This window comes from Rhizobium sp. 01T444 (assembly GCF_056398305.1).
Genome location: NZ_JBFTPD010000001.1, coordinates 221,518 through 240,549 on the forward strand (window position 1 = coordinate 221,518; position 19,032 = coordinate 240,549).

Below are 19,032 nucleotides of genomic sequence, written 5' to 3' on the forward strand. Positions count from 1 at the left end.
CATGGCGCTCGAAACCTATCAGGCCAAACGCGATTTCAAGATCACATCGGAGCCGCGCGGCCGGAAAGGCCGGGCGACAGGCAACAGTTTCGTCATCCAGAAGCACGACGCCACCCGCCTGCACTATGATTTCCGCCTTGAGATGGACGGCGTGCTGAAAAGCTGGGCCGTCACCAAGGGACCGAGCCTTAACCCCGAAGACAAGCGCCTTGCCGTCCATGTCGAGGATCATCCTCTCTCCTATGGCGATTTCGAAGGCATCATTCCAAAGGGACAGTATGGCGGCGGCACGGTCATCGTCTGGGATCGCGGCAGCTGGACGCCGCTCGGCGATCCGCACAAGGCCTATCGCAAGGGGCACATGGAATTCGAACTCGACGGCGAGAAGCTGAAGGGGCGCTGGCATCTGGTGCGCATGCATGGAAAACCCGGCGAGAAGCGCGAAAACTGGCTGCTCATCAAGGGCGACGACGAAGAAGCCCGCCGTGAGGGCGAAGCCGATATCCTCGAAGAGCGCCCCGAATCCGCCAAGACCGGCCGGCAACTCGAAGAGGTGGCGGAATATCCCGATGCCACCTGGCACTCCAGACCGGAGGGTGGCAAGGCCGTTGCCGCAAAGGCCAAGGCGCCGCCAGCGAGAAGGGCAAAGTCCCCTGCCCCACAAGAGCGGGATTGGCCGAAGGGCGCGAAAAAAGCTGATATGCCCGACTTCATCGAGATGGCGCTCGCCAAGCTGAAACCCAAGCCACCGGCCGGTGAGGGCTGGATCCACGAGATCAAGTTCGACGGTTACCGGCTGCAGGTGAATATTGAGAATGGGCGGGTGACGATGCTCACACGCGGCGGTCTCGACTGGACGGAGAAATTCGGCAGGGACCTTGTCGATGCCTTTGCATCTTTGCCGGTCGAAACGGCCGTCATCGATGGTGAACTCGTCGTCGAGCGCGATAACGGCGCGTCGGACTTCTCCGCCCTGCAGCACGACCTTAGCGAAGGTCGTTACGACCGCTTCGTTTTCTATGCTTTCGACCTGCTCCATCTCGACGGATACAGCCTGCTCGATGTAAGCCTCCTCGAACGCAAACGTCTGCTGGAGACCGTGGTTCCCAAAGATAGCAGCAAGCTGCGTTACAGCACGCATTTCAACGAGAACGGCGGGCTGGTGCTGGATCACGCCTGCCGGCTCAGCCTCGAAGGCGTCGTCTCCAAGCAGCGCGACAGCAAATATATTTCCGGCCGCAACGGTGAATGGATCAAGTCGAAATGCTCGCAGCGGCAGGAATTCGTCATCGGCGGCTATGTGCCCTCGACCGCGATGAAGAATGCCATCGGCTCGCTCGCCATGGGTTATTACGAGGATGGCGCGCTGAAGCATGTCGGCCGCGTCGGCACTGGTTTCACGGTCGCGACGGCGCAGATGCTTTACGAGCGGCTTTCTGCGATGGAGATGAAGCAGAATTCCTTCGACGACACGCTGACCGCCGAGGAACGGCGCGGCCTGCATTACGTCAAGCCGCAGCTCGTTGCCGAAGTGGAGTTCCGCGCATGGTCGGCGGATGGTAATCTGCGCCACGCGGCCTTCCGCGGATTACGGGAGGACAAGCCGGTAAAGGACGTTGTGCGCGAGATGGAAAAGACGACCACGAAAAACCTGCCGAAATTGGCGGTGCCGCTCACTCATCCCGACCGCATCTACTGGCCGGATGAGGGCGTCACCAAGGAAGGCCTCGCCAATTATTATGCGCAGGTCTGGCACCTCATGGCGCCCTATGTGGTCAACCGGCCGCTTGCCCTGCTGCGCCTGCCCGACGGGATTTCCGGCCATCAGCGCTTTTTCCAGAAACATGCCTGGAAAGGCATGAACGACCATATCGAGGAAATTACCGACCCCAAAGACAAGGGTGGCGAGAAGCTGCTGCGCATTACCGATTTCGACGGTGTCGTGGCGCTGGTGCAATCGGCCGCGCTGGAAATCCATCCCTGGGGCACGACGACGGACAATTGGGAAAAACCCGATATGATCACCATGGACCTCGATCCCGGCGAGGATGTGCCATGGGAAAATGTGATAGCGGCAGCTTACGAATTGAAGGAGCGCATCGAAGGTGAAGGCCTTGCAGCCTTTGTCAAAACATCCGGCGGCAAAGGCCTGCATGTAGTGACGCCGCTTGAGCCGAAGGCCGATTGGGCGGATGTGAAGGGCTTTGCCAAATGGCTGGCAGACAGCATGTCGCAAGATGATCCCGAGCGCTATCTTGCAACCGCAACCAAGGCGAAGCGCAGCGGCAAGATCTTTATCGACTATCTTCGGAACGGCCGCGGCAACACCGCCGTTGCCGCCTATTCCGCGCGCGCTCGCCCGGGTGCGGCCGTTTCCATGCCGCTGGAATGGAGTGAACTGACCACCGAAATCGGCCCCGCCTATTTCACCGTCGATAATACGCCGGCGCGGCTCGATGCGCTTAGCAAGGACCCTTGGGATGGGTTCTTTGCGGCGGCAAAGCCATTGCAGAAGCGGAAGCGATAGGGCTTCACTTCCAACCCTGCTGACTTTTTAAGATTATCGCGACTTCCCGCTACCGCCTTCAGTGGCCAGGCTCTTCTTCAGTGCATCCATGATGTTGATGACATTGCCCGTCGATTTCACCGGTGGAGGCTTGCGAGCCGGGGCAGCCTTCTTGAGGTTCTTTTCCTTGCTGCGGATCAACGCCTTCAGCCGCTTCTGAACCGGATCCTGTACCATCGAAGGGCTCCATTCCTTCGTCTCTTCCTTGACCAGCTTTTTCATCAGGGTCAGCAACTCGCTATCGACCTTCGCCTTCATATCGAGTTCGGCGGCCGGTTCGCGCACCTCGTCTCCATAACGCAGCGTCCAGAGAATGATGCCCTTGCCTTGGGGTTCCAGGAGCACCGCACGCTCTCGCCGGTAAAGCACCAGCCGAGCGATGCCGACGACATCGTTGGCTTTCATCGCCTCGCGGATCACACAGAAGGCCTCAATGCCGACCTTGTCTTCCGGCGCCAGGAAATGCGGCTTGTCGTACCAGATCCAGTCGATCGACCCGCGCGGCACGAAAGTATCGATATCGATTGTGCGCGTGCTTTCCAGCCCCACCTCTTCGATCTCCTCGTCCTCGAGCAGAACATAGTCGTCCTCGCCACGCGGATAGCCTTTCATCTGATCCCTCTCGGCAACGGGCTTGTGTGTGACGCTATCGACATAGCGGCTTTCGACGCGGTTTTTCGTTGCGCGGTTCAATACATGAAACCGCACCTTGCTCGACTCCGTCGTCGCCGGCGTCAGTGAAACGGACGCGGTGACAAGCGAGAGCTTGAGGTAACCTTTCCAGAATGTTTGACGGGCCATGGGCCATAAACGGAAATGGTCGCGAGAGGTTCCGTCCATTCCATATTGGAGAGAAAATTCCGGCGACGTTCCAACGGAATGCAACGGCCAAGAGGCCCGGTCGCAATCACATATTCGTTTCGACAATTTCCTGACACGATTTTCGTACCAACTGGTTCGATGTTCGTTATGAGCAGGCAAACAAATGCAAAAAGATGATGTCTCCCGAGCCAAGAAAGTCGCCTTCGCCCTTACGCTGTTTTTCGGCGTGATGATCTCCTACGCGAAGTTTGCCGGACTGTTTCCGCCGCCGAATTTGAGCGACGAAACAAAATACGGACCGCCGGGCTGGTTCTCGAGCTTCGACCTCGGACCTTCGCCATTCTCTCGTCCGCCGGAATTCCGGCCGGTTGAAGAGCCGCACGACATTTCTGTTTGACGATGCGGTGCGGAGCGTCGCAGCCGATGAGAACTGAAGCGGCCATCGAACGTCAACGCAAAGGGTCGGGAGTTTGCATGGGCATCGTCCCGCAGTTCGTTCGGCACGGTCTCTCAAATCATGGAAGCCCTCTCGGACCTCGACTCTCAGCTTGAGTTAGTACCTGGGGAGTGGCCCGCAGATCGATGGTGTTAGGCTTCTGCCCTGGCTGCCAGGAAAACCAGATAGCGATCGGACGCCGATAATGCTTGTTGAGGGCATCCGCTGCTTCCCTCTCGAAGAGCGTCCGTTCTTTCGGACTGTCGGTAATATTCCGCTTTTCGTAGATCACAGTATCCTCCCCATTGTTGCGATCCAATTTCGGATCATGCGCAAAAATGCGCCTATCCGAAACGGACTAAGGTCCGAGGGTTACGCGGGATTGTGCAGAGGAGGTGAAGATGGCGCAGGGTTTAGTGTACGGCGCGCTACCCCAGTCAGGTTAGATCCACAACCAGTTGGAAACATTTTCTCCCCTGAGGATCGATATCTGCTTCCTGCATGATGATGAGCCTCAAAAGGCGGGCCGCTCATGATGTCGTGAAGTCGCGCCTACCGAGCGCACAAAGGTGGATACACCGCATTCTACAATGCCATGTATGTTTGGATAGAAATGCTTCAGAGATTGAATGGTGCCCAGGACCGGAATCGAACCAGTGACACGCGGATTTTCAATCCGCTGCTCTACCAACTGAGCTACCTGGGCTAGCCATGCTTCCTAGGAAACATCCTGCTTGAGAATGTCAGGGCCTTGGTTCGCCCCGGAAGCGAGCGGGGTTATAGCATCTTGTTCGCCCATGGCAAGCATCAAATGATAGTTTTTTGACGGTCCTGCGGATTTTGGCGATTTGCGAGGAAAAATAAAGGCTTCGCAGTGGACAACCTAGTCTGTTCCTTGGTCTTCACGCAATTGCGGACGCAAAAACCGCTGCACATTTTTGCTGGAGTTGCCCTAGTTTTCCTCGTCGGGATAATCCGCCTTCGTCTCGTCGTCGGCCACGGGGATGGCGTAGGAGCCCGTCAGCCAGCGCGATAGGTCCACTTCGCGGCAGCGGTTGGAACAGAAGGGATAGTGTTCGCGGTTCGACGGTTTGCCGCATTCCGGGCAGGGGCGCGTCTTGCGCAGCGGCTTGACCTTGTCGTCGGTCTTCATTTCATCAGACATGGTTTCCTCCTACAACATCGGCCCGAAAATCGTTCCGATTTTCGGAAAGCCTGATGAGTAGATTCAACAAGCTAGAGCGTCCTTTGTGCGCCCGAATGGACGCACGGCGCTCTAGCGGGAGATCAGCCCTCGGGCCAACGGCTGTGGACATCAAAGCCCTCGCCGGTCAGAAGCAGAATGGTTTCATAAAGCGGCAGCCCCACGACATTGGTGTAGGAGCCCACCATTTTCTGCACGAAGGTGCCAGCCAGCCCCTGGATACCGTAGGCGCCGGCCTTGCCGCGCCATTGGCCCGAGGCAATGTAGTTTTCGATCTCGAAGCTCGACAGGCGCTTGAAGCGCACTTTCGTCTCGACGATCTTGTGGCGCACCTTGCGATCGGGCGTGATCAGGCAGATGCCGGTATAGACAACGTGGTTGCGGCCGGAGAGCAGGTGCAGCGAGTTTGACGCCTCATCGGCAAATTCCGCCTTGCCGAGAATGCGGCGACCGACAGCGACCACCGTATCGGCGGACAGGATATAGCTGCCCTTCCAGGTGATGTCGCCCTTGATGGCGGCAAGTGCCGCTTCCGCCTTTTCGCCTGAGAGGCGGCGAGCGAGCGAGCGTGGATGCTCCGACTTCTTCGGTGCCTCGTCGATATCCATCGGCATCAGGCGCGAAGGCTCGATGCCGGCCTGATTGAGCAGATCGACGCGGCGGGGCGAGCCCGAGGCCAGAATGAGCTTGTATTTCAGCGCCATGGAACCTCGACCATCGGCAGGCGGGAGCGGAAACTCCGGGGAGCTTCGCAGACCAAGCTTACTTGAAGCGGTAGGTGATGCGGCCCTTCGTCAGGTCGTAGGGCGTCATTTCGACCAGAACCTTGTCGCCGGCGAGAACGCGGATACGGTTCTTGCGCATGCGGCCGGCGGTGTGGGCAATGATCTCATGCTCGTTTTCGAGCTTCACGCGGAATGTCGCATTCGGCAGAAGTTCGGTCACGATACCCGGGAATTCGAGGACTTCTTCTTTCGGCATATAAGGGTTTTCTTCCTGTGTGTTGGGTAAAGCGGCGCTGGGCGCCTCAAAATTTGCGCGGAAACTACACAATCAACGGGGATTTGTGAACCTCGTAGATCGGGCTTTCTATCTTTTGTTTCATGCCGATTGCGCGGCGATGCCATTTCTCTTGAGTAGCCGGCTTTCGATGAGGCCGGCGAGGTGATCGCGAACCTCTCGATAGCTGTCCAATATCTGCTCGCGCGTTCCGGTCGCGACCGTCGGATCCATGGTCGGCCAGTAGACCACGTCAACGGCACTGGAGCGGGTCAGCTCAAGTGCTGCGTGATGGGCCTGCGGTGAGAGCGTGATGATGAGGTCGAAATAATCGTCCTCAAGCTCCTCCAGCGTCTGCGGCTGGCGGCGGCCGAGCGACAGGCCTATTTCTTCCAGCACCACATCGACGAAAGGATCGCGTTCGCCGGCGCGAACGCCGGCAGACCTTATATAGGTATTTCCGGGCAGAATGCTACGGGCGATCGCTTCTGCCATCGGCGAGCGGATGACATTCAGCCCGCACATGAAGAGGATGGCGCCCGGCCGCTTTCCGTCCTCCGTTTCGACATGCGGCTCCATCGCCGTCATCCACGCCAATAGAGCACGCAGACCAGCGTGAAGAGACGCCGGGCGGTGTCGAAATCGACATCTATCTTGCCCGAGAGACGGTCCTTCAGGGTCTGCGAACCTTCGTTATGAATGCCGCGCCGGCCCATATCGATCGCCTCGATGCGGCTCGGTGAGGCCGAGCGGATCGCCTCGTAATAGCTCTCGCAGATCATGAAATAGTCTTTCACGATCCGCCGGAAGGGCGTCAGCGACAGGATATGGGTTGCAACATTCTCGCCCTTTTCCGTGGTGATGGAAAAGACCAACTTGGAATCGACCAGAGAAATGTTCAGCCGGTAGGGGCCGCCGGCATGGCCGACGGGTGTGAAGGAATTCTCCTCGATCAGGTCGAAGATCGCCACCGCGCGCTCATGCTCGACATCAGGAGTCGAACGGCCGATCGTATCGTCAAGGACAACGTCGCAGAGCCGAAAGTCGTCCTTCACCATTCCCTCACCTTTCGACGTTCAGGCGGATCGCGACCGATCGCGCATGGGCATCGAGGCCTTCGGAAACGGCAAGCGCAATCGCTGCCGGGCCAAGGTCACGGAGCTGCTGCGGACCTAGCCGCAGGATCGAGGTGCGCTTGACGAAGTCGAGAACCGAAAGGCCGGAGGAGAAGCGGGCGGAACGCGCCGTCGGCAGCACGTGATTGGAGCCGCCGACATAATCGCCGATCACTTCGGGCGTGTGGGCGCCGATGAAGATCGCGCCGGCATTGCGGATCTTGTCCACGAAGGCATCGGGATCGGCAACGGCGAGTTCCAGATGTTCGGCGGCGATACGGTTTGCGAGCGGAATGGCATCCTTGAGATCGGAGACAAGGATGATTGCGCCAAAATCGCGCCAGCTAGCCGCAGCAGTCTCTGCACGGTTCAGCGTCTTCAGCTGCCGTTCGACGGCCGCTTCGACCGCCTTGCCGAATTCCTCGTCGTCGGTGATCAGGATGGCCTGGGAGCTCTCGTCATGCTCGGCCTGGGCGAGCAGATCAGCAGCAACCCAATCGGGATTGTTGTCCTTGTCGGCGATGACAAGCACTTCTGACGGGCCGGCGATCATGTCGATACCAACAGTGCCGAAGACCTGGCGCTTGGCGGCGGCCACATAGGCATTGCCTGGGCCAGTAATCTTGGCAACCGGGGCAATCGTTTCCGTGCCATAGGCAAGGGCAGCAATCGCCTGCGCGCCGCCGACGCGGTAGATTTCGTTGACGCCGGCAAGTTTGGCCGCGGCCAGCACCGCCGGATTGACCGAACCGCCCGTCGCCGGCACGGCGATAACAATGCGATCGACCCCTGCAACCCTCGCCGGTACGGCGTTCATCAGGACCGAGCTCGGATAGCTCGCCGTGCCGCCCGGCACATAGAGGCCGACGGCTTCGATTGCCGTCCAGCGCGAGCCGAGGCCCACGCCCATATTGTCTTCGTAGATATCGTCCTTCGGAAGCTGACGACGGTGATGGGATTCGATGCGGAGTGCGGCAACCTTCAAGGCGCCGAGAACTTCCGAGGGGACGACCTCGACGGCATTGTCGATTTCTTCCTCGGTGACGCGCATCGGTACGGTGGCGTAGTCGATGCTGTCGAACTTCTTCGAATATTCGGCGAGAGCGACATCGCCGCGTGTGCGCACGTCATCGATAATGGCGCGTACCACGGCGTTGACGTCTTCGGAGACTTCCCGCTTGGTGGTCAGAAAAGCCGCGAAACGCTGCTCAAAACCATCGGATGCCTGAGTGAGCCAGATTGCCAAGGCGGTATTCCTTCTCTGATCGAAACTGTTGGGCTCAAGTGCCGGGGTGGCGCGGCTTAGAAGTCGTTTCCCAGGCGCCGCCGATATCGGCAAGCTGCACTTCGATGCATTCGACATCGAGGGCGATCGAAGCCGTGCCGGACAGCGAAAGCTCCAGCGTGCCTTCCGGCCCCTCGCCCTTCTGCTCGAAACGCAAGGCCAGCAGCGACAGCACGTCGTCACGCCGAGCACGGTCGATGCCGATCGAGCGGACGGAAAGCACGCGCTTGAAAACGAGAGCAGCGCGGCGGCGTTCGAAACCCTTGCGCTTGCGGGCCGCCTCTTCCCAGACGAAGCGGTTGGCGGCGAGCGAAAACTGCTTGTCGCGCGGCGACCAGTCGATATCGGCTACCTTGAGGACGCTGTCCTGCATATGTGCGGAAATGACGGCCAAGTCTTCGCTATCGAGCGCAACAAGCTTCAGGTCGGTCATCCAGCCTCTATCCCATGTCTTTCAGCCGCACCTGCGGCGATCTGTCAGACAAGGGAGATAAGGCGCTCAGACCAAATACGCAACCGGGATAAAGGGCGCATAAGCGCCCTTTCTTACTCGCTGACGCGCTCGACGATGGCGCCGCAGCGGGTCAGCTTTTCTTCCAGCCGCTCAAAGCCACGATCGAGGTGATAGACGCGGGAAACCGTGGTCTCGCCTTCGGCGGCAAGCCCGGCGATGACGAGCGAAACGGAAGCGCGAAGATCGGTCGCCATGACCGGGGCGCCCTTCAGCCGCTGGACACCCTCGATCTTGGCCGTCTGGCCCGACAGAGAGATCTTCGCGCCGAGGCGGGCAAGCTCCTGCACATGCATGAAGCGGTTTTCGAAAATGGTTTCGGTGACATGCGAGATGCCGGAAGAGCGGGTCATCAGCGCCATGAACTGCGCCTGCAGGTCGGTCGGGAAGCCCGGGAAGGGATCCGTGACGATATCGACCGGCTGGATGCCGGCGCCGTTACGCTTGATGCGCATGCCATTGTTGGTCGACGAGATGTCCGCGCCGGCGCGGCGCAGCGTTTCCAGCGCCGTTTCCAGCAGGGCAATATCGGTATTTTCAAGTACGACATCGCCGCCGGCCATGGCGACGGCCATAGCATAGGTGCCGGTCTCGATACGGTCAGGCAGGACGCGATGGCGCGCGCCCGAAAGCGAGGTGACGCCTTCGATCGTGATGGTCGAGGTGCCTGCGCCGGAAATTTTTGCGCCCATGGCGTTCAGGCAGTTGGCGAGGTCGACGACCTCGGGCTCGCGTGCGGCATTGCCGATCACGGTCGTGCCGCGGGCAAGTGTTGCCGCCATCATCAGGACGTGCGTGGCGCCGACCGAGACCTTCGGGAAGGTGTAATGCGTACCGATGAGGCCGCCCTGCGGTGCCTTGGCGTTGATATAACCGCCATCGATTTCCATCGTCGCGCCGAGCGCGGTCAGACCGTCGATGAAGAGATCGACCGGACGCGTGCCGATTGCGCAGCCGCCCGGCAGCGAAACGCGGCAATGACCTTCGCGGGCCAGGAGCGGACCGATGACCCAAAAGGAAGCACGCATCTTCGAGACCAGTTCGTAGGGAGCGGTCGTATCGACGATGGTGCGGCAGGTGAAATGGATCGTGCGGGCGTAGGAATCTTCCTGCCGCTCGCGGCGGCCGTTGACGGCGACATCAACACCGTGATTGCCGAGGATGCGCATCAGCAATTCGACATCGGCAAGGTGGGGCACGTTTTCGAGCGTCAGCGTATCGCTCGTCAGCAGCGAGGCGATCATCAGCGGCAGCGCGGCATTCTTGGCGCCGGAAATCGGAATGATGCCGTTAAGCTCATTGCCGCCGACAATTCTGATACGATCCATGTGCACTTACGGGCGAGGCCCGCCTTTCCTCAAAAGTTTTGCCTGTGGGGGCAAGGCAAGAAGTGGGGGTCTTTAGAGCAAATCCCCGCACGCTTCAATTCGTCGCGGACCGAACATTACGATTCGTCCATTTTTGCGGCAGGCGTTTTTGCAGCGGGCAGCCCATTCGTCTCGTCCGCCTGGCCGGATCGGCGCGCGCGCACTTGCTGTTTGCGTCTTGAAAGATTTTCTCTCAGCTTTTCGGCAGCCCGTTCGCGGCGCAATGCCGCTTGGGCTTCCATGGCCGCTTTCCGGCTCTGCCGGGCCTTCTCAGTCTCTTCGTTCATCCCCCAGAACTACCCGAATTCGCGCCATTCCAAAAGTGGGCGGGACGTTATTCCCAGATAAGTTGGAATTTGCGGCTTGCACTCCTGCCGAAGCTGTGGCAATAGCCGCCCCGTTCACGCGAATTGAGCGTTTCCGCTTCTCGCGTCTGGTCCTGCTGCCGTAGCTCAGTGGTAGAGCACACCCTTGGTAAGGGTGAGGTCGGTGGTTCAATCCCACTCGGCAGCACCAGTTTTCTCCTTTAGCATTATCCCCCGCGCCAATCGGCGCCATTGCTGCCGGCAAAAATCTCGCTAGAATATTAGCATTCTGAATGCCTTTGCGGAGGAACCCGAAGGCTTCATTCAATGTTTCTATCGAGACATGCTGGAGGAGCGTCGATGGCAACTGAACGATGGAATAGTCCGATCAAGGTAGGTTTCGAAGAGGCGGGAGCACGCACGGTTAACGGACCGTTTGACGCGCTGACCTGCCTGACCGATCTCTGGCCTGCCGTACGCGGATTGAAATATCTCAAGGCCCGCAGCGCCTGCCGCGCCGCGCTCGATGGAAGAAAGACCGTCGAAGAGGCCCGCGCGGAGTTTATGGCGGCGGCCGAGGAAGCAAAGCTTAAAGTGCATTAAGCTTTCGGCGGCGGTATTGGACAACAGAAGTCCGATCTGTTCCGAAACGAAGCAATGCTTAATTTTCACTTAACCCTGCCCGGAGCTCGCGCAGGGCTTTGTCTCGAAAGACATTGCGCCATTCATCTGTTCATCAATAGAACGACGCCAGCCATCATGATGATGGTTAGAGGCTCGTCACCTTCTGCGGGAGACTGCAGACGAGCCTCGTTCGAAAGAAACTTCGAATATTCTATCAGCAATCCGAAGTATCCTCATCCTCCACCTGAATATATCCTACACCGATGATTGTGCCATCTGCGGCACGGATGAAGGACGGTAGGTAATGCGGTTCGGCGGAATTGCAGACAGCGGCGCTGGTATATTCGTTCAGCGCTATTTCATCTTTCGGCAGGGCCGAATAGTTCATATCGGTTTCAAGTGAGGCATAGGCGGAGCCGGCAAAGGCGCCGCATCCCAGAAGCAGGGCCGCGGCCCACAGGCGTATCAGCGTTTGCATTATTGTCTCCCGTATTGAAATCAGCTTTTCAACACGCGGGACAGGGAGTTGGTTCCTTGGAAATTCCTGTGCGGATCGTGATTTATCTCACCAGCAGGCGGCAATGCACGTAACCGCTTCCGACAATGTCCTCGGCGATTGCCAAGGCCCGCTCGCTATCACCCCATTGGCTCACGAAACCTTCGAGAATGACGGACGAGCCGATGGTGGAGACGACGATTTCGGTCGCATCGAGATCGGCTGCGGCATGCAGGGCGCTTTCCACGGACGCGCGCATGGCGGCCGTGTTGTGGCCCTTCATCCAGGCTTCCTCGTGGGGTGGCGAGCCGTGAAACCGCAGCACCATGACCGTTCCTGACATTACCTAATAGGGGTTTAACGCAAGAAGACGACGTTTGTTGCCATACGCAGCCGGCTGGATGCATAGTCGCCGTGATGGTGGTGCTCCGATACTCCTGTTCCCGTCGGCAGAAGCCCCATGCAATTGCGGCCGAGGAAAATGTTGATGAAAGCGCTTGTGCCTGCCCTGCTTGCTACGACCCTTTTGGCTGTACCCTTGCTGGCCGGCTGTTCCGCCGCGGACGCGCCTGCGCTGGAGCCCATTCCCGGCAGCATCACCTATGGCGGGCAGCCGCGCACGAAGCTGACGAAATCGCCGATCGGCAGCGCCGTCCACAACGACTTCTACGATCAGCAGGGCCAGCGCGTCTACGAAACCTATATTCTCCAGCCCGACCGCAGCCTGAAGCTGGTGCGGCGGCAGATCGTGCCGGACTTTCCGTAATAGTGCATGGCAGCCAGCGCCTGCTTGACAGCGGCGCCAATCGAGAACATCCAAGGAACATCTGATTTTATTCGCGGGCGTTGATTCTCCCGCGAAGCCCAACCGGACGGCTGGATGTATCTCGAAAGACTCAATCCCCAGCAGCGCATGGCCGTGGAGCACGGCACACTCACCGACGGCAGCCATGTGGCCGGGCCGCTGCTGGTCATCGCCGGCGCCGGTTCTGGCAAGACCAATACGCTCGCGCATCGCGTTGCGCACCTCGTTCTCAAGGGTGCCGATCCGCGCCGTATCCTGCTGATGACCTTTTCGCGCCGGGCGGCTGCCGAAATGGGCCGGCGCGTCGAGCGTATCTGCGGCGAGGTTCTCGGCAAGAATTCCGGCATCATGGCGGATGCGCTCGCCTGGAGCGGCACGTTTCACGGCATCGGCGCGCGGCTCTTGCGCAACTATGCCGAACAGATCGGCATCGACCCGGCCTTCTCCATTCATGACCGGGAAGACAGCGCCGACCTGATGAACCTCGTGCGCCACGATCTCGGCTTCTCAAAGACGGAAAGCCGGTTTCCGACGAAGGGCACCTGCCTTGCCATCTATTCCCGTGCCGTAAACTCCGAAACGGAACTGCCGCTGGTGCTGCGCGACGCCTTCCCCTGGTGCGCCACCTGGGAAAAGCAGCTTCGTGAGCTTTTTGCCTGTTACGTCGAGTCGAAACAGAGCCAGAATGTGCTCGATTACGACGACCTGCTGCTCTACTGGGCACAGATGGTGGCCGAACCCATGATCGCCGAGGATATTGGCAGCCGCTTCGACCATGTGCTCGTTGACGAGTATCAGGACACCAACAGGCTTCAGTCTTCGATCCTGCTTGCCCTCAAGCCTGATGGCCAGGGCCTGACCGTTGTCGGCGACGATGCGCAGTCGATCTATTCCTTCCGTGCGGCCACGGTGCGCAACATCCTCGATTTTCCGGCGTCCTTCAGCCCGGCCGCCAATATCGTCACGCTCGACCGCAACTACCGTTCGACGCAGCCGATCCTTGCCGCCGCCAACGCGGTGATCGACCTTGCTTCCGAGCGTTTCACCAAGAACCTCTGGACGGAGCGGGAATCGCCGGAACGGCCACGACTGGTGACGGTGCGCGACGAGAACGATCAGGCGCGCTATGTGGCCGACAAGGTTCTCGACAATCGCGAGGAGGGCGTGAAGCTGAAAAGCCAGGCCGTGCTCTTCCGCGCCTCGCATCACAGCGGCCCACTTGAGGTGGAACTAACCCGCCGCAACATTCCTTTCGTGAAGTTTGGCGGGCTGAAATTCCTCGACAGTGCGCATGTGAAGGACATGCTGGCAGCGCTGCGCTTTGCCCAGAACCCGCGCGACCGTGTGGCTGGTTTCCGCTTGATGCAGATCCTTCCGGGTGTTGGCCCGTCCACCGCGCAGAAGGTGCTGGACCAGATGGCTGACGATGCAAGCCCGATCGCAGCGCTTGCCGTCATGCCCGCACCGCCGCGCTCGGGCGAGGAGTGGACCTCCTTCGTTTCCACCATGCAGGAGCTGAAGACCGGCAAGGCTGGCTGGCCGGCCGAGATCGAGCTGGTACGGCGATGGTATGAGCCGCATCTGGAACGGCTGCATGAGGATGCGAGCGCGCGGCTTGCCGATCTCGTGCAACTCGAGCAGATCGCCGGTGGTTATGCCTCGCGTGAGCGATTCCTGACGGAGCTCACACTCGATCCGCCCGATGCGACTTCGGATCAGGCAGGCGTGCCGCTGCTCGACGAGGACTATCTCATCCTCTCGACCATCCATTCGGCCAAGGGGCAGGAATGGACCAAGGTCTTCATGCTGAACGTCATCGACGGCTGCATCCCTTCAGATCTCGCAGTCGGCACGACGGCAGAAATCGAGGAGGAGCGGCGATTGCTCTATGTGGCGATGACCCGCGCCAAGGACAGTCTCGATCTCGTCGTGCCGCAACGCTTCTTCACTTATGGTCAGAATTCGCAGGGCGACCGGCATGTCTATGCGTCGCGCAGCCGCTTCATTCCAGCCACGCTGCTGCAATTCTTCGAGGTCTGCGGCTGGCCGCAGGTCAAGACCGATACGGCAGCCGCCCAGCAGGCGCGGCAAGTGCGTATTGATGTCGGCGCGCGTATGCGCGGCATGTGGCGTTGAAACCTCTCCTGACCAGCAGGGTTAGAGCAAAAGGGGCGGCTTTGCCGGCTCGAAGAAGCGGCCGATCATCTCATCATTGACCAGGGCGATCGTCGGCGGCGACCATTTCGGATTGCGGTCCTTGTCGATGACGGCTGCACGGACGCCCTCGTAGAAATCCGGACCATGCAGGATGTGCATGCAGGCGCCGAGCTCGCGGGCAAGACATTCGCCGAGCGTGCCACTCTGGCGGCCGGCTCTCAGCAGCCGCAAGGCAAGTTTGAGACTGGTCGGCGAACGTGTGAGCATCACACGGCGGGTTTCGGCAGCGAATTCACCCTCCTCCGCACCCAGTGCGGATGCGATGTCCTCGACGCGGTTGAAGTGAAAAGCACGGTCGATCATCGCGGCATTGGCCTGCAATCTGCCCTCGCCCGGCTGTTCCGAGAGATCGCCTAGCGCTGCGTCCACATCGTCCGACGAACTTCCCGCAGGCAGGTTCGTCAGACGCTGGACCGCCTCTTCGAGACGCGAGGAAGGCATATAGAAATCGGCAAGCCCGGTATGGATCGCATCGGCAGCATTGATATCGAGCCCGGTCAGGGCCATCCACGTACCGCTTTCGCCCGGCGTGCGGGGCAGCAGCCATGTGGCGCCGATATCGGGAAAATAGCCGATGCCGGTTTCCGGCATGGCAAGGCGGGTGCGCTCGGTGACGATGCGGTGGCGGCCGTGGCTGGAAAGCCCGACGCCGCCGCCCATGGTGATGCCGTCCATCAGCGCCACATACGGCTTCGGATAGGTGGCAATCCTGTGGTTGAGGCGGAATTCCTCGCGCCAGAAGATTTCCGCGAGACCATCGCCGGCGCGGCCACTCAGGTGGATGGCGCGGATATCGCCGCCGGCGCAGAAGCCACGCTCGCCTTCACCCATGACGATAACGGTGGCCACGTTTCCGTCGGTGGCGAACTCATCAAGCGCGGCGGTGATCGCGCGCACCATGGGGATCGTCAGGCTGTTCAACGCCTTTGGGCGGTTCAGCCGGATGATGCCTGCCGTGCCCCGTCGCTCGACAATGACTTCGCTCTGATTGCTGTTGTCCATGATCCACCTCACTCCTGACCCATGAATAAACCGGGTCGGGTCGGGGTTCCAGTGGCTGACTGATCAATCAGGCCGAGAGGGACTGCGAAACGGCGACATCGCGCCGCGCCGCGTAATCGATCGCCAGTTCCAGCGGGAGCGACCTCGAGAAATAATAGCCCTGCGCCAATCTTACGCCGATGCCTTTTAGCGACTCGGCCACATCCTCGCTTTCCACACCCTCGGCCACGGAGGCGATGCCGAGGTTCTGGCAGAGGTTGGCGACGGAGCGGGTGATGTTCATGCAGCGCGCATCGCGGTCGAAATTCATCACAAAGGCCTTGTCTATCTTCAGCTTGTCGAAGGCCAGGCGGTGGATGTGGCTCAAGCTCGAATAGCCCGTGCCGAAATCGTCAAGCGCGATCGAGATGCCGGCAGCACGCAGCATGCCGATCACCTGATCGGCAGTGTCGAAGTCGGACAGGAGTGCCGTCTCGGTGATCTCGAACTCGATGCGTTTCGGATCGACGCCGGCGCGGCTGATCATCGCGAGCAATGCCATCGATGTCTCATGATCGCAGATGTCGCGGGCCGACAGGTTGAAGGAGACGCGCAGGTGCGCCGGCATGATCTTCAGTGCGTCGAGCGCCTGGCCGAAGAGAATGCGTGTCATGCGGCCGATCACCGCCGTGCGTTCGGCGGCCGGAATGAAGGCATCCGGACTGATGCGGCCGAAGCGGGCGCTATCCCAGCGCGCAAGGGCCTCAAAACCGACGACGCGGCCGCTGCGCAGCTCCACGATCGGCTGATATTCGAGCTTCAACTCCTTGGCGAAATTGTCAGCCTGCAGCTCCAGCTCGATCAGATAGCGTTGCGTCAGGATCTTTTCGTGTTCCGGCGAGAAGAATTCCACACCGCCGATGCGCTTGCTCTTGACCTGGTAGAGAGCGAAATCCGCTTTCTCGTAAAGATCTTCGGCCGTGTACTCGCCCACCTCAGGATAGACGATGCCGCAGGAACCGGAAACACGCACCGAGCCGTCTGGAATCTCGAAGGGGTCGCGTACGGCCGCACAGAGCGCCACACCGAGGTCAGAGACGGCCCTGAGCGTCATGTCGGAGGGGAAGATGATGCCGAATTCATCGCCGCCAAGGCGCGAGACGATACCCTGATCGCCCAACAGCGAGACGAAGCGGCGTGCTGTCTCCTTCAGCACGAGATCACCAGCCGCATGGCCGAAGACGTCATTGACCGGCTTGAAGCCATCAAGATCGATGATGCCGATGACAGGCGGTGAAGACGGATCCTTCAACAGCATCCTTTCGAGCGACAGGAAGAAGCTGCGGCGATTGGCAAGGCCGGTCAGTTGGTCCTGGAGCGCGTTGCGGCTGTTGACGAGGTTCAGTTCCTCAGCTTCGGCCTGTTTCTGCTTGAGCTCTTCGGCAAGCCGCACCAGGTGCGCGAAATTCTGGAAGTAGCTGTTGATGACACGCAGGAAGGGCAGCACCAGGAACAAGCCGCTGACTGCCGTGGCCACAAAGACCGGGTTGCCGGAAAAGAGGAAGGTCACGATCATGGCTGTGAAAGTGATGACCGTGGTGATTGCCGCGGCGAGCGGCAGATGCATCAGGCAAAAGACGCAGGAAATGCCGGTTACGACCAGGAAATAGGCGATCTGGCCCTGCTGCGAGGCATCGCCATATTGATAGAGCGCGATAGCCCAGCCGCCGAAGCCGATCGTGAGGATCACCGCGCCGACCAGCGTCACCTTCATCAGCCGCAGCGCACGTTCCGGCGTGACGTTTTCCTTGCCTGATATCTCCCACCAGCAGAGGCGGAAGACGCAGACGATGCTGAGACCGACGGGGATGTAGAGCGAAAGCCAAAGAGGCGCCGACTTGATGTGGGTGATGGCGACAGCCAGCGCATTGATGACGAGGAGAACGTACAGAATCGGAATCTGCGATGACAAAGCTTCGAACTGCGCCACCAGAAACTTCGGATTATCTTTTTGCAGCCGTAGTGACGCGATGAAGTTCTTCATGATCCCTTTTCCCTTGGCGGAAACGAGCCAGAGAAAGCTTGATTATTCCTTATTCACGTAACGTCAGGCCACCCGCACTGCGCTGGGATGGTAAATGTTCGATTGCATTTCAGAAAGAAGCCGCAGCCAGTGCGCGATGAATGCTGTGCAGATCGTCGACGCTCCTGTTCATCAGGAAGAGTTCCCAATCGAGCGAGCTGCGGACGATGGTTTCCAGCGAGTCGTGTTTCGGTGTCCAGTCCAGCACGCGACGGGCAAGGGTCGCATCGGCGACGACGCTTGCTGCGTCGCCCGGCCGGCGTGGCGCCATGTTGATCTTGAACGAGTGACCGTTCAAGCGGGTGACCATGTTCAACACATCGAGCACGGAATAGCCGTTGCCATAGCCGCAGTTGGCGACAAGTGGCCCCCTGCCCTGGCGCAGATGCTGGAGCGCCTTCAAATGCGCTGCCGTCAAATCGCTCACATGAATGTAGTCGCGCACACCGGTGCCGTCATGGGTCGGGTAGTCGAAGCCGTAGACGGCGATGCTGTCGCGCTTTCCGAGTGCGGCCTCACAGGCGACCTTGATGAGGTGGGTCGCGCCCGAGGTCGACTGGCCGGTGCGCAGCTGCGGATCGGCGCCTGCAACGTTGAAGTAACGCAGCGCCACATAGCTGAAGTCATAGGCGGCAGAGGCGTCACGAAGCATCATTTCAGTCATCAGCTTCGACTGGCCGTATGGATTTTCCGGATTGAGCGGCGCCGTCTCCTTCACGGGCGCGGAGCCCTTCTGCTGACCGTAGACAGCGGCTGTCGACGAGAAGACGAAGTTACGGATGCCCGCCTTGATCGCAGCACTCAGCAGGACACGTGTCTTGCCGGAATTGTTGTCATAATAAGAAAGCGGGTCAGAGACCGAGGCCGGCACGACGGCGGAGCCGGCGAAATGAATGATCGCCTCGATATCGTTTTCGATGAAGATCTTCTTCAGCACATCCGGATCGGCGACATCGCCGAGATAGAAGCGCGCCGCCGGCGCCACGGCCCAGCGAAAACCGGTGGAGAGCCGGTCGAGCACGACCACATCTTCCCCGGCATCGAGCAGCGTCCAAACCATGTGGCTGCCGATATATCCAGCCCCACCTGTCACCAGAACCGCCATGTCTGCATTCCCTGTTTTATCTTTTTCGGGAGCATCAGAACGGCTTTTTCCTTTCCGATTTTGTTATCAAACGGCCTCGGAAAGCCTTTGCGGCCGGTATGTTTGGAGATG

The 19,032-nt window shown here is 59.7% G+C and carries 20 protein-coding genes and 2 tRNA genes; 6 read left to right on the forward strand and 16 right to left on the reverse strand.

Features of this window, described 5'->3' with window-relative positions; translation table 11 throughout:
- Nucleotide 1 precedes the first annotated feature (1 nt).
- Nucleotides 2-2,527, forward strand: coding sequence for a DNA ligase D (ligD, locus tag AC1DTN_RS01040; protein ID WP_477919603.1), 2,526 nt, complete (start codon nt 2-4; stop codon nt 2,525-2,527).
- 33 nt (nt 2,528-2,560) lie between these two features.
- Here ligD and ku read toward each other — a convergent pair whose 3' ends face one another.
- Entirely contained in the window at nt 2,561-3,367 is an 807-nt protein-coding gene (gene ku / locus AC1DTN_RS01045; RefSeq protein ID WP_477919604.1) for a non-homologous end joining protein Ku, read from the reverse strand.
- A 184-nt stretch (nt 3,368-3,551) separates the two neighbouring features.
- Between ku and AC1DTN_RS01050 the strand changes: the two genes are divergently transcribed.
- Nucleotides 3,552-3,785 (forward strand): hypothetical protein, encoded by a 234-nt coding sequence (locus tag AC1DTN_RS01050; RefSeq protein ID WP_477919606.1) that lies wholly within the window; start codon nt 3,552-3,554, stop codon nt 3,783-3,785.
- 669 nt (nt 3,786-4,454) lie between these two features.
- Here the strand turns inward: AC1DTN_RS01050 and AC1DTN_RS01055 are convergent.
- The 10 genes from AC1DTN_RS01055 to AC1DTN_RS01100 all read right to left on the reverse strand — a co-directional run bounded on the left by AC1DTN_RS01055 (nt 4,455) and on the right by AC1DTN_RS01100 (nt 10,592).
- A tRNA-Phe gene (locus AC1DTN_RS01055) sits at nt 4,455-4,530 on the reverse strand.
- Between the two features lie 246 nt (nt 4,531-4,776).
- Nucleotides 4,777-4,989 carry a DNA gyrase inhibitor YacG gene (yacG, locus tag AC1DTN_RS01060; protein WP_310378916.1) on the reverse strand — a complete coding sequence of 71 codons (213 nt, stop codon included), beginning with the start codon at nt 4,987-4,989 and terminating at the stop codon, nt 4,777-4,779.
- Between the two features lie 122 nt (nt 4,990-5,111).
- On the reverse strand, nt 5,112-5,732 hold the full coding sequence (locus tag AC1DTN_RS01065; RefSeq protein ID WP_113325745.1) for a Maf-like protein: 621 nt from the start codon (nt 5,730-5,732) through the stop codon (nt 5,112-5,114).
- Nucleotides 5,733-5,790: 58 nt separating this feature from the next.
- Entirely contained in the window at nt 5,791-6,009 is a 219-nt protein-coding gene (infA, locus tag AC1DTN_RS01070) for a translation initiation factor IF-1 (RefSeq protein WP_003545338.1), read from the reverse strand.
- Nucleotides 6,010-6,129: 120 nt separating this feature from the next.
- Nucleotides 6,130-6,615 carry an arsenate-mycothiol transferase ArsC gene (locus AC1DTN_RS01075; RefSeq protein WP_477919608.1) on the reverse strand — a complete coding sequence of 162 codons (486 nt, stop codon included), beginning with the start codon at nt 6,613-6,615 and terminating at the stop codon, nt 6,130-6,132.
- Nucleotides 6,612-7,085 (reverse strand): UPF0262 family protein, encoded by a 474-nt coding sequence (locus AC1DTN_RS01080; RefSeq protein ID WP_007821133.1) that lies wholly within the window; start codon nt 7,083-7,085, stop codon nt 6,612-6,614. The genes AC1DTN_RS01075 and AC1DTN_RS01080 overlap by 4 nt, the downstream gene beginning before the upstream one ends.
- Before the next feature lie 4 nt (nt 7,086-7,089).
- Nucleotides 7,090-8,388 carry a histidinol dehydrogenase gene (gene hisD / locus AC1DTN_RS01085; RefSeq protein WP_477919610.1) on the reverse strand — a complete coding sequence of 433 codons (1,299 nt, stop codon included), beginning with the start codon at nt 8,386-8,388 and terminating at the stop codon, nt 7,090-7,092.
- Nucleotides 8,389-8,422: 34 nt separating this feature from the next.
- Nucleotides 8,423-8,860, reverse strand: a complete 438-nt coding sequence (locus AC1DTN_RS01090) for a DUF2948 family protein (RefSeq protein ID WP_477919611.1) — start codon at nt 8,858-8,860, stop codon at nt 8,423-8,425.
- 113 nt (nt 8,861-8,973) lie between these two features.
- Complete coding sequence (murA, locus tag AC1DTN_RS01095) at nt 8,974-10,266, reverse strand: UDP-N-acetylglucosamine 1-carboxyvinyltransferase (RefSeq protein ID WP_007821142.1); 1,293 nt, start codon at nt 10,264-10,266, stop codon at nt 8,974-8,976.
- 116 nt (nt 10,267-10,382) lie between these two features.
- On the reverse strand, nt 10,383-10,592 hold the full coding sequence (locus AC1DTN_RS01100; RefSeq protein WP_037071850.1) for a hypothetical protein: 210 nt from the start codon (nt 10,590-10,592) through the stop codon (nt 10,383-10,385).
- A 154-nt stretch (nt 10,593-10,746) separates the two neighbouring features.
- On the opposite strand from AC1DTN_RS01100, the gene AC1DTN_RS01105 reads away from it, so the two are divergent.
- Together AC1DTN_RS01105 and AC1DTN_RS01110 are read left to right on the forward strand one after the other, a co-directional pair.
- Nucleotides 10,747-10,821: transfer RNA gene (locus tag AC1DTN_RS01105), tRNA-Thr, on the forward strand.
- Between the two features lie 149 nt (nt 10,822-10,970).
- A complete protein-coding gene (locus tag AC1DTN_RS01110; RefSeq protein WP_007821147.1) occupies nt 10,971-11,213 on the forward strand; it encodes a DUF982 domain-containing protein in 243 nt (80 codons plus the stop codon).
- 235 nt (nt 11,214-11,448) lie between these two features.
- Here the strand turns inward: AC1DTN_RS01110 and AC1DTN_RS01115 are convergent, their stop codons facing one another.
- Together AC1DTN_RS01115 and AC1DTN_RS01120 are read right to left on the reverse strand one after the other, a co-directional pair.
- Nucleotides 11,449-11,712 carry a hypothetical protein gene (locus tag AC1DTN_RS01115; RefSeq protein ID WP_477919613.1) on the reverse strand — a complete coding sequence of 88 codons (264 nt, stop codon included), beginning with the start codon at nt 11,710-11,712 and terminating at the stop codon, nt 11,449-11,451.
- 82 nt (nt 11,713-11,794) lie between these two features.
- Nucleotides 11,795-12,013, reverse strand: a complete 219-nt coding sequence (locus tag AC1DTN_RS01120; RefSeq protein ID WP_477919615.1) for a BON domain-containing protein — start codon at nt 12,011-12,013, stop codon at nt 11,795-11,797.
- Between the two features lie 204 nt (nt 12,014-12,217).
- Here AC1DTN_RS01120 and AC1DTN_RS01125 point away from each other — a divergent pair, with 204 nt between their 5' ends.
- Together AC1DTN_RS01125 and AC1DTN_RS01130 are read left to right on the forward strand one after the other, a co-directional pair.
- On the forward strand, nt 12,218-12,496 hold the full coding sequence (locus AC1DTN_RS01125) for a hypothetical protein (protein WP_477919616.1): 279 nt from the start codon (nt 12,218-12,220) through the stop codon (nt 12,494-12,496).
- A 114-nt stretch (nt 12,497-12,610) separates the two neighbouring features.
- A complete protein-coding gene (locus AC1DTN_RS01130; protein WP_477919618.1) occupies nt 12,611-14,671 on the forward strand; it encodes an ATP-dependent helicase in 2,061 nt (686 codons plus the stop codon).
- A 21-nt stretch (nt 14,672-14,692) separates the two neighbouring features.
- Here the strand turns inward: AC1DTN_RS01130 and AC1DTN_RS01135 are convergent, their stop codons facing one another.
- From AC1DTN_RS01135 to galE, 3 genes are all read right to left on the reverse strand, one after another.
- Complete coding sequence (locus AC1DTN_RS01135) at nt 14,693-15,754, reverse strand: enoyl-CoA hydratase/isomerase family protein (RefSeq protein ID WP_477919619.1); 1,062 nt, start codon at nt 15,752-15,754, stop codon at nt 14,693-14,695.
- 67 nt (nt 15,755-15,821) lie between these two features.
- Nucleotides 15,822-17,777 carry a putative bifunctional diguanylate cyclase/phosphodiesterase gene (locus AC1DTN_RS01140; protein WP_477919621.1) on the reverse strand — a complete coding sequence of 652 codons (1,956 nt, stop codon included), beginning with the start codon at nt 17,775-17,777 and terminating at the stop codon, nt 15,822-15,824.
- Nucleotides 17,778-17,886: 109 nt separating this feature from the next.
- Nucleotides 17,887-18,921, reverse strand: coding sequence for a UDP-glucose 4-epimerase GalE (gene galE / locus AC1DTN_RS01145; protein ID WP_113323627.1), 1,035 nt, complete (start codon nt 18,919-18,921; stop codon nt 17,887-17,889).
- Nucleotides 18,922-19,032: the final 111 nt, after the last annotated feature.

What these genes read in the sequence shown, in the direction of transcription:
- AC1DTN_RS01100 (WP_037071850.1), bottom strand. Translation starts at nt 10,592, where the DNA reads ATGAACGAAGAGACTGAGAAGGCCCGGCAGAGCCGGAAAGCGGCCATG.
- ku (WP_477919604.1), bottom strand. Translation starts at nt 3,367, where the DNA reads ATGGCCCGTCAAACATTCTGGAAAGGTTACCTCAAGCTCTCGCTTGTC.
- yacG (WP_310378916.1), bottom strand. Translation starts at nt 4,989, where the DNA reads ATGTCTGATGAAATGAAGACCGACGACAAGGTCAAGCCGCTGCGCAAG.
- AC1DTN_RS01130 (WP_477919618.1), top strand. Translation starts at nt 12,611, where the DNA reads ATGTATCTCGAAAGACTCAATCCCCAGCAGCGCATGGCCGTGGAGCAC.
- AC1DTN_RS01110 (WP_007821147.1), top strand. Translation starts at nt 10,971, where the DNA reads ATGGCAACTGAACGATGGAATAGTCCGATCAAGGTAGGTTTCGAAGAG.
- ligD (WP_477919603.1), top strand. Translation starts at nt 2, where the DNA reads ATGGCGCTCGAAACCTATCAGGCCAAACGCGATTTCAAGATCACATCG.
- AC1DTN_RS01135 (WP_477919619.1), bottom strand. Translation starts at nt 15,754, where the DNA reads ATGGACAACAGCAATCAGAGCGAAGTCATTGTCGAGCGACGGGGCACG.
- AC1DTN_RS01050 (WP_477919606.1), top strand. Translation starts at nt 3,552, where the DNA reads ATGCAAAAAGATGATGTCTCCCGAGCCAAGAAAGTCGCCTTCGCCCTT.
- AC1DTN_RS01090 (WP_477919611.1), bottom strand. Translation starts at nt 8,860, where the DNA reads ATGACCGACCTGAAGCTTGTTGCGCTCGATAGCGAAGACTTGGCCGTC.
- AC1DTN_RS01125 (WP_477919616.1), top strand. Translation starts at nt 12,218, where the DNA reads ATGAAAGCGCTTGTGCCTGCCCTGCTTGCTACGACCCTTTTGGCTGTA.
- AC1DTN_RS01140 (WP_477919621.1), bottom strand. Translation starts at nt 17,777, where the DNA reads ATGAAGAACTTCATCGCGTCACTACGGCTGCAAAAAGATAATCCGAAG.
- AC1DTN_RS01120 (WP_477919615.1), bottom strand. Translation starts at nt 12,013, where the DNA reads ATGAAGGGCCACAACACGGCCGCCATGCGCGCGTCCGTGGAAAGCGCC.
- AC1DTN_RS01115 (WP_477919613.1), bottom strand. Translation starts at nt 11,712, where the DNA reads ATGCAAACGCTGATACGCCTGTGGGCCGCGGCCCTGCTTCTGGGATGC.
- AC1DTN_RS01075 (WP_477919608.1), bottom strand. Translation starts at nt 6,615, where the DNA reads ATGACGGCGATGGAGCCGCATGTCGAAACGGAGGACGGAAAGCGGCCG.
- infA (WP_003545338.1), bottom strand. Translation starts at nt 6,009, where the DNA reads ATGCCGAAAGAAGAAGTCCTCGAATTCCCGGGTATCGTGACCGAACTT.
- AC1DTN_RS01080 (WP_007821133.1), bottom strand. Translation starts at nt 7,085, where the DNA reads ATGGTGAAGGACGACTTTCGGCTCTGCGACGTTGTCCTTGACGATACG.
- murA (WP_007821142.1), bottom strand. Translation starts at nt 10,266, where the DNA reads ATGGATCGTATCAGAATTGTCGGCGGCAATGAGCTTAACGGCATCATT.
- AC1DTN_RS01065 (WP_113325745.1), bottom strand. Translation starts at nt 5,732, where the DNA reads ATGGCGCTGAAATACAAGCTCATTCTGGCCTCGGGCTCGCCCCGCCGC.
- galE (WP_113323627.1), bottom strand. Translation starts at nt 18,921, where the DNA reads ATGGCGGTTCTGGTGACAGGTGGGGCTGGATATATCGGCAGCCACATG.